The organism is Trebonia sp., assembly GCF_030042015.1.
Taxonomy (GTDB): Bacteria; Actinomycetota; Actinomycetes; order Streptosporangiales; family Streptosporangiaceae; genus Trebonia.
Map to the genome: position 1 here is coordinate 1 of NZ_JASIAL010000487.1, position 12,749 is coordinate 12,749.

The window sequence follows — 12,749 nt, forward strand, 5'->3', positions numbered from 1 at the left end:
AGGCAGCGGGGTCGGAGGCAGCGGGGTCGGAGGCAGCGGGGTCGGAGGCAGTGGCGCCGGGGGCAGCGGGGCCGGAAAGGGCGGGGCCGGAAAGGGCGGGGCCGGAGAGGGCGGCAGCGCAGCGGGCGGGCCGCCCGGCGCGCTGACCGTGCCGGGATTCCGGGTGGACGCGGTGGACGCCGTGGGGGCCGGCGACACGTTCGTCGGCGCGCTCGCGGTCGCGCTCGCGGCCGGGGTTCCCGCGCCCGACGCGATCCGGGCCGCTGCCGCGGCAGGCGCCGCGGCAGCGGCCCGGCCGGGTACCCAGTCAGGGATGCCGCGCCCTGCGGACATCCTCGCCATCACCGGCCACCGCTGGCCCGTCCCGGCTCCCTGAGCCCACGCGCAGCCAGGCCGACGAATGCCCCGCTCAGGACTAAAGTAAACAGAAAGTTAATTCAAGGTGAACATAATTACCGCCTAACAATGAATTTAGGCTTAAATAGATGGCGGACTCATCATGCCGGAGAGGAGCCGCCCTGTGACCCCTGGCCTGGCGGGTTTCGTGGCCTCAGGAGACGGCGCGCCGACGTGGGACGAGGTCATCGCGGACGTCCTCAGCGCGCTCGGGCAGGGCTTCACCGTGGTCCAGGACCATGGCGGCGCGCCAGGCAGCGGACGGCGCCGCACGTGGTTCGACACCTTCGACTGGCGGGTGTACCGCGCTGGGCTGATCCTGCAGTACACGGCCACCCGCCGCGGCGGCGAACTCCGCCTGACAAGCGCGACCCAGCCGGCCGCCGCCCCAGCCGCACTAGCCGCACCAGCCAGGCCAGCCGCACTAGCCGCACCGGCCGGGCCGGCCGGGCCGGCAAGCCCCACGGACGCCGGCGACATCGCACAGCCCGTGACGGGCTGGCAGCCCTCCCGCCCGCACATGGCAGCCGACCTGCCGGGCGGCCCCGTCGCGGACCGCGTCGCCGGCCTGGTCGCGCCGCGGGCGCTGCTGCCCATCGTGACCGTGTCGGGCACCGCCGCCGTGACCAGCCTGCTGAACGAGGACGGCAAGACCGTCGCCCGCGTGCTCATCGAGCGCCCCTTCGCGGTGTCCGGGCAGCGCGCCGCGCTGCCGCCGCGGCTGACGGTCCTGGAGGTGCGCGGCTATCCCGGCCAGGCCCGCCGCGCGGCCCGCATCATCGCCGGCACCGCCGGCGTAAGGCCCGCCACGGAAACCGTGTTCGGCGACGCGGTCCGCGCGATCGGCCGCCGCCCGGCAGACTACTCGGGCAAGGTGGACGCGCCGATCACCGCGGGAATGCCCGCCTCGCAGGCGGCGGCGCTGATCATGCTGCGGCTGCTTGACACCGTCGAGGCGAACCTGGCGGGCGTGCTCCACGACACCGACACCGAGTTCCTGCACGATTTGCGGGTGGCGGTCCGCCGCACCCGCAGCGCGCTGAAGCTGTTCGGCGGCGCGCTCACCGTGCAATCGCCCGGCCGGGCCAGGGGCCTGCCGCAGGAGGAGGTGGCGCGCTTCGCCGCCGAGTTCAAGTGGGTCGGCGACCTGACGACGCCGACCAGGGACCTGGACGTGCACCTGCTCGGCTTCGAGGAGACGGCGCACGCGCTCAAGGCGGCCAAGCCGGACGACCTCGAACCGTTCCGCGTGTACCTGCAGCAGCGCCGGGTGAAGGAGTACCGCGCGCTCGCCCGCGGGCTGCGCTCGCCGCGGTTCACCGTGCTCACCGGGGACTGGCGGGCGGCGCTGGCCAAAGTCAGGGACGCGAAGCGGAACGCCGGGGCAGGCGCCACGGCTCGTTCGGGACAACCGATGCGGCGAGCGGAGGAGACGGCGGGCGCGCTTGCCGCGGACCGGACCGGGCGCGCGTTCGCGAAGGTGGTCAAGCGCGGCGCGGCCATCACCCCGGCCTCGCCCCATGAGGCCCTGCATGACCTGCGCAAGCGCTGCAAGGAACTGCGGTACGCGCTGGAGTTCTTCGCCCCGCTGCACGATCCCGCCCGGTACGGGAAAGTCCTCGGCGACCTCAGGCGGCTGCAGGACTGCCTCGGCGAGTTCCAGGACGCCGAGGTGCAGATCGAGGAGATCCGGACGCTGGCGGCGGCGATGCTGGCCGGCAACGAGGCGCCCGCCGTGACGCTGCTCGCGATGGGCGAGGTCACGGCGGGGATCGCGGCGCGCCAGGCGGCGGCCCGCGCCGACTTCGAGCGGCGGTTCGCGGCGTTCGCCGGGCCGGACGGACGGCACCGGATGGCGGCGCTGCTGCGCGGCGGCGAGGAGAAGTAGATGCGGATATACGCCACCTACAACATCAAGGGCGGCGTGGGCAAGACGACCACGGTGGTCAACCTCGCCTACCTGGCGGCGACCGAGAGCAAGCTGCGCACCGTCTTGTGGGACCTGGACCCGCAGGGGGCGGCGAGCTTCATGTTCCGCGTGAAGCCGCGGGTCAAGGGCGGCGGGAAGGCGCTGATCCGCGGGTCGCGCACCCTGGACGAGGCGATCAAGGGCACCGATTTCGACAACCTCGACCTGATCCCCGCCGACTTCACCTACCGCCACCTGGACCTGCTGCTCGGCAGCGCCGGCCACGGCGGGGGGGCCGGCTCCGGATCGGCCGCGCCCGGCGGCAAGCCCGCCCGCAAGCTGGGCAAGCTGCTCGCCCCGCTGGCGGCCGAATACGACGCCGTGTTCCTCGACTGCCCGCCGAGCATCTCGCTGGTCTCGGAGAACGTGCTGCGCGCCGCCGACCTGGTCGTGGTCCCGCTGATCCCGACGACGCTGTCGGTGCGGACTCTGGACCAGCTGACCGAATTCGTCGCCGGCTTCAGCGGGCACCGCCCGGACGTGCTCGCGTTCTTCTCGATGGTTGACCGCCGTAAAAAGCTGCACAGGGAGATCACCGATAACATTTCCCCCGAACGATCCCAGCTTGCTGCCACCGCCATCCCCGCTCTGTCGCTGATCGAGAAGATGTCCGTGGAGCGTGCCCCGGTCACGGTGTTCGCCCCGCGCACTGCGGCCGCGCGCGCCTACCGGTCACTGTGGGCCGAGGTCCGCTCCCGCGGCGAGGAAGCGGAATCCGCGCCGGGAGCGGGGACAGCGAGCGCTGTCACTTCCAGGTGACGCTGCGGGCCGGGCGTGCTGCCGCTGGCGGTCAGTGCCGCTGGCGGTCAGGACCGGGGAACGGCGGGGTGGCTGCGCCGGGCCAGCGCGCGGATCCTGGCCACAAGCTCGGCGAAGGAGAACGGCTTGGCCAGGTAGTCGCCGGCGCCGCGGCCAACCCCGTCCACGAGGTCCCCGATCGTGCCTGCCGCGGTCAGCACGAGGATCCGCGCCCTGCCCGTCCCGGCAAGCTCGGCGCACACGTCGTCGCCGTGCACCCCGGGCAGGTCCCGGTCAAGCACGATCACGTCGTAGTCGCTGACCAGGACGCGCTCCAGGCCAGCGTCCCCGTCCAGGGCGGTGTCCACCGCCATCCCGTCCAGCCGCAGCCCGGCGGCGATGGCCTCGGCCAGCTCACCGTCGTCCTCGATCACGAGTACCCGCATGGCGTCTCCTGCTGGTGGTCGTTCCCAGTCATCGAACCGCCCGGGCCTGATAATCCGCTCGCGGGATGCTGGCAGGGTCCTGAGTGAATGGCCCATTCAGCCGCCCATAACCAGCTGAATGGGCCATTCATCAGCCGCCTCGCTAGCGGCCGCCGGACGTCGTGCCCGGCGTGAACGACACGCCGCGCACCACCTGGTCGTACCGCGCCGGGATGACGGTCTGGAAGGACTCGTTCGCCGGCAGCGTGGTGGCGTCGAGCCGGTCGGTGATCGACACCAGCTTGTTCGGGTCGGCGCCCTGGTCACCGCCGCCGCTGACGGTCGAGGTGACCGCCCAGATCGTGACCGTGCCGTTCGGGTTGACCCGGCCGGTGAGGTTGCGCAGGCCGTCGGTGGCCGGGGCCCACGGCAGCCCGGTCACCGGGTTGATCCCGGTCGGGTACCCGGGGACGGTGTACGGCGTGCCGAGGTTCAGCCCGTCTTGCAGGGTGTAGGCGAGCTGCCACTCACCGGCCGAGGCGTTGAACACCCACTTTTGCAGGCCCGCCGTGGTGGACGCGGCGTCGGCGGTGTACGTGCCGTTGGCGTAGGTGTTGTCGCCCGAGCCCTCGTCGGCCACGTACAGCGTGGTCGGGTTCGCGAACCAGATCCCGAACGGGTAGTCGCTGGCGTCCGTCGCGTCCTTGGCGAGCGCGGTCGGGAAACCCTTCAGGACGCACATGTTGCTGGCCAGGCCGCTCGCGGCGGTGTAGGTGGACGCGATGCTCGTGGTTGGCAGCGTCGCGCCGGGCGCTGGCAGGCCGACGCCGTCCGGGCACGCGGTGCCCGTGGTGTCGAGGAAGTACACGGTGTTGACGCCGTTGCTGCCGCTGCCCTTGGTGTAGTAGAGCACGTTGTCGTAGATCGTCAGGCCGCGGAAGTTGTCGTCCTTGCCGACCTTGTCCGCCTTGTCGCCGAGCTCGGTGACGCTGAAGCTGCCGGCCGGGGTGGGCTGACCCGGGTCCTGCTGCGGCTCGGGCAGGTCGGACGGCGTGCTGATCTGCGCGCCCGCGCCGAGGACGATGCCCTCCGGCTGCGGGTTGCTGCCGTTGCCCGCGTTGCCCGCCGTGTAGATGTAGTACGTGCCGTCGACGTCGGCCTCGATCGCGGCCCGGCCGTTGTTGCCGCTGTAGGCGTTGGTCTCGGTGAACGTGAACCTCCCGTCCGCCGACAGCCGCGCGACCGCGCGGTAGTACGCGCCGGGAACCGGGTTGGTCGGGTCGATCACACCCGGGGTGTTCGCGTTCGAGACGTCAGCGACGTCCGGCGGCGCGACGTAGCCGATGAACGTCACGTACTTGCCGTCGGTGGACAGGTTGAGGGCGCCTTCGGACTTCGACGAGAAGCTGGTGCTCAGCTCGCTCGACGGAACGGGGATGACGTCCTGGGTCTGGCCGAAGGGGGTGATCTCCCGCAGGTAGAGCGGCGAGGTGACCCCGAAACTGCCGTCCACGGAGTCGTTGTTGAACACGTACGGGTAGTTGCCGTTGGCGATGGCGGTGCCGCACCCCGAGGTGCACCCAGGCGGCAGTATGGTCTGCCCCGCCACGATGTCCGGGTCGTTGACGTAGTAGCTCTCGCTGACGAGCAGGTCGCCGGGCACCAGGAGGTGGTCCTGGTAGACCGGCCGGCCGTGGCTCGTGGCTGGCGTGGCGCTTGCGCCAGCCGCCGCGGTGCCCGCGAGCACGGCCGCGGCGCTCAGCACGGTCAGGAACGCGGCGATGCCGGTTCTGCGACGCATGATCCCTCCTCGTGTCAGGACATCCCGGCACATCGAACCGGCGTCATCGGTCGGGCGGGGGTCGGCCGTCAGAACTGGAGGTGTCATTTGCGTGACTTATCGCCACTTATCGCTTCGGCCGCCTATCAGCCGGGTCGAGGGGTTTCGCCGCGCTCCCGGTCCCGCGGCCCGCGACCCCCGGTCCCCCGGCCCGCGACCCCCGGGCCGGCGGTCTCGCGAGCTCCGCCTGACGCGGTCCCGGCGCCGCGGAGTACGCGCGCGGATCGTGGGTAGCAGAGCGCGCGGCCGCGGTTACGCGCCTGACCACGACGACAGGGAAGTTGAGAAGCAACGTACAGGAAATAATGATTTTACATTCAATTTAAGCTGGAGGGGTGCGTGCCAACCTTCGCCATGCCGTACAGCTGAAACTAAACGGAACAGGATCTCGTTATACAAACATGACAGTCTGGGAATGGTTTGAGCGGCGCTCCTTTCATCACCGGGACTTTCACAGTCTCGCGCTATCGGGCGCCGGGGCGGAGCGACCCTCCGCGACCCTGATTTTCCCGGCCCGCAACGTGGCTGGCACCATCGGCGCGATCTTGTCCGTCGTCGCCGACCTGCGGGCGAGGACCGGGCTGCCCGACCAGGTCATCGTCGTGGACGCGGACTCGCCAGACGGCACGGCGGATATCGCCCGGGCGCACGGTGCCGAGGTCTACTCGGAGAACGAGCTCATGCGCCAGTACGGCCCCGCGCAGGGCAAGGGCGACGCGATGTGGCGGAGCCTGTCCGTGGCGCGCGGCGACATCGTCATGTTCGCCGACGCCGACACCACAGACTTCCGCGACCATTTCGTCTACGGGACGCTCGGGCCGCTGGTGGCGGACCCGGCGATCCAGTTCTGCAAGGCCGCGTACCGCCGGCCGTTCACCTCGGGTGAGAAGTCCGTGCCCGACGGCGGCGGGCGGGTCACCGAGCTGATGGCAAAGCCGCTGATCAACCTCTTCTACCCCGAGCTTGCCGGGTTCGCCCAGCCGCTGGCCGGCGAGTTCGCCGGCCGCCGGGAGCTGCTGAACGCGCTCCCGTTCTTCACCGGTTACGGCGTGGAGATCGGCATGATCATCGACGTGTTCACCGAGGTAGGCCTTGAGGGGATGGCGCAGGTCGACCTCGGCACCAGGCAGAACCGTCACCAGACGCTCGCCGACCTCACCCGAATGAGCTCGATCGTGCTGCGCACGGTGGCCATGCGGCAGGGCCTGGCCCCGCGCGAGCTGGCCGGGGACGAGCCGGGCCTGTGGGAGCTCCGCCAGCCGCAGACCTACCTGCATGCCGTGGCCACCGCGGACGGCCTGCGGCTTGACGAGCACCTCAACGAGCTGATAGAGCGGCCGCCGCTAGCGCGGCTGACCGGCGGCACCGCGCTGACCGCCCGCGCATGAGCACGGGTGACTGGCTCCTGCAATTCCGGTGAATTCCTTGCGGTGGGCGGCCCGCCGCCGCAAACACGGAATAGCCGCTTATGCGGCTATTCCGGATAATTAATTTGGTTTCCCCCCGCCCTGCGGGTGCCGTCGGCGGGCCGATTCGTTGTAACAACTGGCCCCGGGCAGCGTGGGACGCCGGCGCCGTCGGGCGGCCGCACGGCCCGCACGGCCCGCCATGATCGCGTCGGCCGCCGCGAGCGAGCGGTGCCGTGGCACCCTATTTGTTGGGCAGCGGGCATGCCGGACCCCCATGTCTGTGCCGCCGCATGAATGACTCATGCGGGAAAACTCGCATGATGTGTCCAGGAGGCGGAGCGCATGAATACAGAGTTCGACCACATCGTCGTGGGCGCCGGCTCGGCCGGCTGCGTGATCGCGCGGCGCCTGGTCGACGCCGGGCGGCGGGTGGCGCTGGTCGAGGCGGGCGGCCCTGACGACAACCCGGCGATCCACGACCCCGGCCTGGCGTGGCTGCTGTGGAACAGCCCGGAAGACTGGGCCTACAGCACCGAACCCCAGCAGCACTCACTCAAGACGACCGTCTTCTGGCCACGCGGCAAGGTGCTGGGCGGCTCAAGCTCGCTGAACGGCGCGATCTACGTGCGCGGCGCCAGGCAGGACTTCGACAACTGGGCGTACAACGGCGCGGCCGGCTGGTCGTACGCGGAGGTCCTCCCGTTCTTCAAGAAGTCCGAGGACTTCGAGGACGGCCCGTCGCAGTACCACGGCAGCGGCGGCCCGCTGCCGGTCGAGCGCATCCACGACCCGAACCCGGCCACCCTGGCCTGGATCGAGGCCTGCGCCGAATACGGGCTGCCGCTGAACGACGACTGCAACGGCGCGGACATCCTCGGCGCCGGGCTTCTCCAGCTCACGGTCAGGGACGGCCGCCGTGCCTCCGCCTGGGTCTCTTTCGTGCTGCCGGTGCTGGACAACCCGCTGCTCACGGTCATCACCGGTGCACACGTCGCCCGGCTGCTTTTCGACGGTACCGGTCGCGCCGTCGGCATCGGGCTCGCGGGGGCCGGCCGCCACCTCCTATCCAGAACGATGGCGGCCGACTCCCCGCCGTCAAGCACCTTCGCCGAGTGGCCGGCCACGCAGGTGCGCTGCTCCGGCGACGTGATCGTCTGCGGCGGCACGATCGGCTCGGCGCAGCTGCTCCTGCTGTCGGGCATCGGCCCGGCCGACGACCTGCGCGCGCTCGGCATCGACGTGACCGCCAGCCTGCCAGGCGTGGGCCAGAACCTGCACGACCACCTGCTGGCGGAGATCTTGTGGGAGTCGGCGCGCACGGTGCCGCCGGGCCAGGCCAACAACCTGGAGATGGCCTGGTTCGCCAAGAGCGACCCGGGGATGGCGGCCCCTGACCTGCAGCCGTTCATGTCGCATTTCCCGATGCCCGTGGAGGGCTACCCCGCCCTCGACTACGGGGCCGGCTACGCGACCCTGGCGGGCGTCATCCGCCCGCTCAGCCGTGGCCGGCTGTGGCTGCGCTCCGCGGACCCGGCCGAAGCGCCGGCCCTCGACCCGCACTACCTGGAGGAGCCGGCTGACATCAAAGCGCTGGTCACCGCCCTGAACCAGTGCCGTGAGATCGGCGCGGGCGACGCGATGAAGGACTGGCGGGCGCGGGAGATCGCGCCGGGACCCGACGCGCGCACCGACGCCGAGCTCGCCGAGTACGGCATGCGCACGCTGCTCAGCTACCACCACCAGGTCGGTACCTGCAAGATGGGCATCGACCGGATGGCCGTCACCACGCCGGACCTGCGCGTGCACGGCGTCGTGGGGCTGCGGGTCGCCGACGCGTCCGTCATGCCGGCGATCACCTCGGGCAACACGAACGCGGCGTCGATCATGATCGGCGAGCGCTGCGCCGCCTTCGTGCTGGGTTGACCCGGGGGGGCGACCCCCCGGAACCCCCCGGCTGCGCCTTGACGGCGCACGTGCCGCTGGGGTGCCCGCGGGCTGACCCGGGGGGCGACCCCCCGGAACCCCCCGGCTGCGCCTTGACGGCGCACGTGCCTCATCGGGTGCCTGCGGGCTGACCCGGGGGGGCGCCCCCCCGGAACCCCCCGGCTGCGCCTTGACGGCGCACGTGCCGCTGGGGTGCCCGCGGGTTGGCGGGTCAGGTCCGCTGCGCGCGGCTAGCCGCTGTAGGAGTCGGGTTTCAGGGGTGCCGGCAGCGGCGGCGGGTTCAGGAAGGCCGGCGGGGCGGCCAGGTCGAGGGCGGCCAGCGGCGAGACCGCCGCCGCGTCCCGGTGGGTCAGCGGCGGCAGGTTCCACTTCTCCTCGATGAGCTTGAGCACCGACGTGTGGTCGAGCACCTCGCTGAGCACGAAGTCGGGCCGCGCGTAGGGCGAGACGATCACGGCGGGAACCCGGAACCCGTACCGGTCGTACGTCGCGGGTCCCGCGTCCGCGTTCTCCAGGTTCGCCATCGACTTGCGCAGCAGCGGCTTGAGCACCACGCGCAGCCATGCCGGCAGGTCGAGCTGCCAGTTGTGCGCGGGCACGTCGTCCGGCGGCACCGCGTCAGGCGGCGGCACGTGGTCGTAGTACCCGCCGTGCTCGTCGTAGATCCACAGCAGCAGCGTCGACTCCCACGCCGGGCCGTGCAGCACCGCGTTGACCACCGCGGCGGCGAACGACTCGCCGTGGCTGATGTCCTGGGGGTTCTCCTCCGAGTACGCGCCGAAGTCCGGGTCCACGATCGATACGGCCGGCAGCGTGCCCGCCGCGGCGTTGGCGAAGAACCGCTGGGTCGTCCCCAGGTGCCGGACGCAGCGGGCCATCCCCAGCGGGTACAGGTCCGCGGTGAACGACTTGTTGCCGCGTTCGGCGTTGAGCACGCCGGGCAGCCATCGCCCGAGCCGGGCCAGCCGGCGCAGCGCGACCAGCCCGGGCGTGCCGAGCGCCCGCTTGATCAGGACCTTGGCCGGGTTCACGTTGTGGTAGTTCACCCAGGGGATGTCGTGTGTGGTGAGCTGGTCGAAGATCGTGCCCGCCTTCGGGTAGTCGACCAGGTCCCACGGCAGGTCGTCGATCAGGCCGTCCGCGGTCCCCGCGATCAGGAAGCGCCGGTTCGGGAACGTCGGGCCAAGGCAGGAGCAGAACCAGCGGTCGGCGAGCGGGAACGTGCGGGCCAGCCCGTAGTAGAACGGCAGGTCCGCCTCGGTCCAGTACCCCATCGGCACGCCAGGGTCCCCGCCTGGGACGGTCTGCCGCACGCCGCTCGCGAACCCGGCGCAGGTGCCTGCGTCGTAGGAGAGGTGGCTGGCGTGCCAGCTCTGCGTGGGGTTGCCGTCGACCTGCGCGGTCGAGGGGAAGTGGTGGGAGGGAAACCGCTGGCCGTCGGGGAGGACGTTGACGGCCAGCGGGGTGCCGTCGGGTGCCAGCGGCAGGCCCTCGCCCCGCCCCGTGAGCATGCCCAGGTAATTGTCGTAGGAGTGGTTTTCCATCATCAGCACGACGATGTGCTTGATTTGCGGGATGAGGTCGCTCCCGGCGGGCATGTCGGGCCGCGGCCGCTCGCCCGGGCCGGGGCGCAGCCCCCTGCGCGCTATTTCCCTTTTCTCCAGCCGCTCCCACATGTGCCCTGCCTCCTTCGTATTTGGGCCGAATCATGCCATCTGGCGGGCCGCGGGCGAGAGCGAATGGGGATCGGGATCAGATGTTGCGCAGAGCAGCGGCCGGAAGTTGATGGTCGGCTGGCCGTTGGACACGATGTTGGATTGACCGGGGGGACGGGGGTAAGCCGCGGGCGAGGCGCCGTCTTGGCAACCGTTACGGTTCGCCGGCTCGTCCGGTGTGGTCCCGATCGTTAGTCTCTGTAAGGAAAAAGCGGGCACCAGCGGAGCGGCGGCGCGGCGGATGGCAGTGCTGACCACGGGACGGCTACCGCTGCGGCTGACGCCGCTGGTGGGCCGGGACGCGGAACTGGGCGAGGTGACGAGCGCACTCGCCGGCTTCCGGCTGCTCACGCTCACGGGCCCGGGCGGCACCGGGAAGACGCGGCTGGCGCTCGCGGCCGCCGCCTCCCTGGCCAGGGACATGGAGGTCGCCTGGGTCGAGCTGGCACCGGTCGACGACCCGGACATCGTCGCCCCCGCGGTCGCCGGCCGGCTGGGCGTCCCAGAGACCCCCGGCCAGGACGCCGCGCGCGCGATCGCCGCGCACGTCGCCGCCGAGTTCGCGGGCCGGCCGGTGCTGGTCGTGCTCGACAACTGCGAGCACCTGGCCGGCGCGGTCGCGGCGCTGGCCGAGCAGCTGCTGGCCGAGTGCCCGGCGCTGTCCGTGCTCGCCACCAGCCGGGAACCGCTCGGCGTCGAAGGGGAACGGTCCTGGCCGGTGCCGCCCCTGGACGGCGCTGACGCGGTGCGGCTATTCGAGGACCGGGCCCGGCTTGTCGCGCCACATTTCGGGGTCACCGACGCCAACCGGGGCGCGGTGGCCGAGGTGTGCGCCAAGCTCGACGGGCTGCCGCTCGCGATCGAGCTCGCCGCCGCCAGGATGCGCATCCTGTCGGTGCGCCAGCTCACCGAGCGGCTTGACAACGTGTTCGGCGTGCTCACCGGCGGCGCGCGGTCCGCCCCGGCCAGGCACCAGGCGCTGCGTGCCACACTCGACTGGAGCCACGACCTGCTCGCCGCGCGCGAGCGCGCGGTGTTCCGGCGGCTGGCCGTGTTCTCCGGCGGGTTCACGCTCGCCGGGGCCGAACGGGTCGCCGGCTTCGGCGACCCGTTCGCCACCCTCCAGGTCCTCGACTCGCTCACCCGGCTGGCCGAGAAGTCGCTGCTGCGAGTGGAGGGTGAGCGCTACAGCCTGCTGGCTACTATCCGCGAGTACGCCAGCGAGCAGCTGACCGCGGCCGGAGAGGCCGAGCGGGCGCGCCAGGCGCACCTGGCGTACTACACCGAATTGGCCGAGCGGGCGGGGCCGCGAGTAGAGGTGGCCGCCGCGGGCGAACTAGAAGCCGAACTCGACATGCTCGACCTCGAACGGTCCAACCTCCGCGCGGCCAGCGACTTCGCCAGGCAGTCGGGCGACACGATCGCCGCCCTGCGGATCGCCGGCCAGCTCGGCAGGTACGCCTACCTGCGCGGCCACTACCACGAGATCAGGCAGTGGATGGACCTGGCGGTGGCGGTCGGCCCGGCGGCGCCGGCGCAGCTGCGGGCGCGGGCGCTGCTCGGCAGCGGGCGCCTGGCGCACCTGCAGTGCGACTACGGGCCCGCGGTGCGCAGGCTGGACGCGGCGCTGCTGAACTTCCGGTCGCTCGGCGACGCGTCGGGGATCGCGTCGTGCCTGCAGGCCCTCGGCAGCGTGGCTCGCGAGCAGGGCAGGTATGCCAGGTCGGCGCAGCTGCACGCGGAGGGCCTGGAGCTGGCCATGGCGGCGGGAGACGAGCGGGCCCAGGCGGGCGCGCACAGCTACCTCGGGTTCGTGTCCTGGCTGCAGGGCGACTTCGCGGTGGCGGCCGACGAGTGCACCGCCGCCCTTGCGATGTTCCGGGTGCTCGGCGATGTCGAGGGGATCGCGTGGTCGCTGATCAGCCTCGGCGTCGTGGCCCGGTACCAGGGCGACCTCGTGGCGGCGGAGTCGCTGCTGCGCGAGAGCCGCGCGCTGTCGGAGTCGATCGGGTTCCGCGAGGGCATCGCCTGGAGCGACGAGCAGCTCGGCCTGCTCGCCTTCGCGTCCGCCGCTTCCGGGTCGGCGGCCGCGTCGGACCTGCTGCGGCGCAGCTTCGAGACGCACCGGGAGCTGCGGGACCGCTGGCGGATGGCGAGCCTGCTCGAGGATCTCGCGGCGGTCGCGCTCGCGGGCCAGGCCTCGCTGCCTGCCGCCCGGCACGCGGCGGGCTTGCTCGGGGCGGCGCAGGCGCTCCGCCAGGCGATCGGCACCGTGATCCCGCCGTGCGAGCGCGGCCAGCACGAGGCCGCGAC

The 12,749-nt window shown here is 71.9% G+C and carries 8 protein-coding genes and 1 pseudogene; 6 read left to right on the forward strand and 3 right to left on the reverse strand.

Annotation, left to right across the window (positions count from 1 at the left end):
• The 3 genes from Q1N79_RS25930 to Q1N79_RS25940 all read left to right on the forward strand — a co-directional run.
• On the forward strand, positions 1 to 376 hold a 376-nt coding region (locus Q1N79_RS25930; protein ID WP_300613391.1), incomplete at its 5' end, for a PfkB family carbohydrate kinase.
• A 144-nt stretch (positions 377 to 520) separates the two neighbouring features.
• Positions 521 to 2,284, forward strand: a complete 1,764-nt coding sequence (locus Q1N79_RS25935) for a CHAD domain-containing protein (RefSeq protein ID WP_300613393.1) — start codon at positions 521 to 523, stop codon at positions 2,282 to 2,284.
• Complete coding sequence (locus tag Q1N79_RS25940) at positions 2,285 to 3,124, forward strand: ParA family protein (RefSeq protein ID WP_300613395.1); 840 nt, start codon at positions 2,285 to 2,287, stop codon at positions 3,122 to 3,124. It abuts the gene before it with no gap.
• 59 nt (positions 3,125 to 3,183) lie between these two features.
• On the opposite strand, the pseudogene Q1N79_RS25945 reads toward Q1N79_RS25940, so the two are convergent.
• Together Q1N79_RS25945 and Q1N79_RS25950 are read right to left on the reverse strand one after the other, a co-directional pair.
• A pseudogene (locus Q1N79_RS25945) lies at positions 3,184 to 3,549 on the reverse strand (response regulator transcription factor); the annotation flags it as partial.
• Between the two features lie 142 nt (positions 3,550 to 3,691).
• On the reverse strand, positions 3,692 to 5,329 hold the full coding sequence (locus tag Q1N79_RS25950; RefSeq protein ID WP_300613397.1) for a hypothetical protein: 1,638 nt from the start codon (positions 5,327 to 5,329) through the stop codon (positions 3,692 to 3,694).
• Positions 5,330 to 5,769: 440 nt separating this feature from the next.
• Between Q1N79_RS25950 and Q1N79_RS25955 the strand changes: the two genes are divergently transcribed.
• Together Q1N79_RS25955 and Q1N79_RS25960 are read left to right on the forward strand one after the other, a co-directional pair.
• Positions 5,770 to 6,756: a glucosyl-3-phosphoglycerate synthase gene (locus tag Q1N79_RS25955; protein WP_300613399.1), complete on the forward strand. Its 987-nt coding sequence runs from the start codon at positions 5,770 to 5,772 to the stop codon at positions 6,754 to 6,756.
• Between the two features lie 363 nt (positions 6,757 to 7,119).
• Complete coding sequence (locus tag Q1N79_RS25960) at positions 7,120 to 8,700, forward strand: GMC family oxidoreductase (protein ID WP_300613401.1); 1,581 nt, start codon at positions 7,120 to 7,122, stop codon at positions 8,698 to 8,700.
• 251 nt (positions 8,701 to 8,951) lie between these two features.
• Here the strand turns inward: Q1N79_RS25960 and Q1N79_RS25965 are convergent, their stop codons facing one another.
• A complete protein-coding gene (locus tag Q1N79_RS25965; protein ID WP_300613403.1) occupies positions 8,952 to 10,397 on the reverse strand; it encodes an alkaline phosphatase family protein in 1,446 nt (481 codons plus the stop codon).
• Positions 10,398 to 10,677: 280 nt separating this feature from the next.
• Between Q1N79_RS25965 and Q1N79_RS25970 the strand changes: the two genes are divergently transcribed.
• Positions 10,678 to 12,749, forward strand: a 2,072-nt coding sequence (locus tag Q1N79_RS25970) for a tetratricopeptide repeat protein (RefSeq protein WP_300613405.1), incomplete at its 3' end; no start/stop codon positions are given.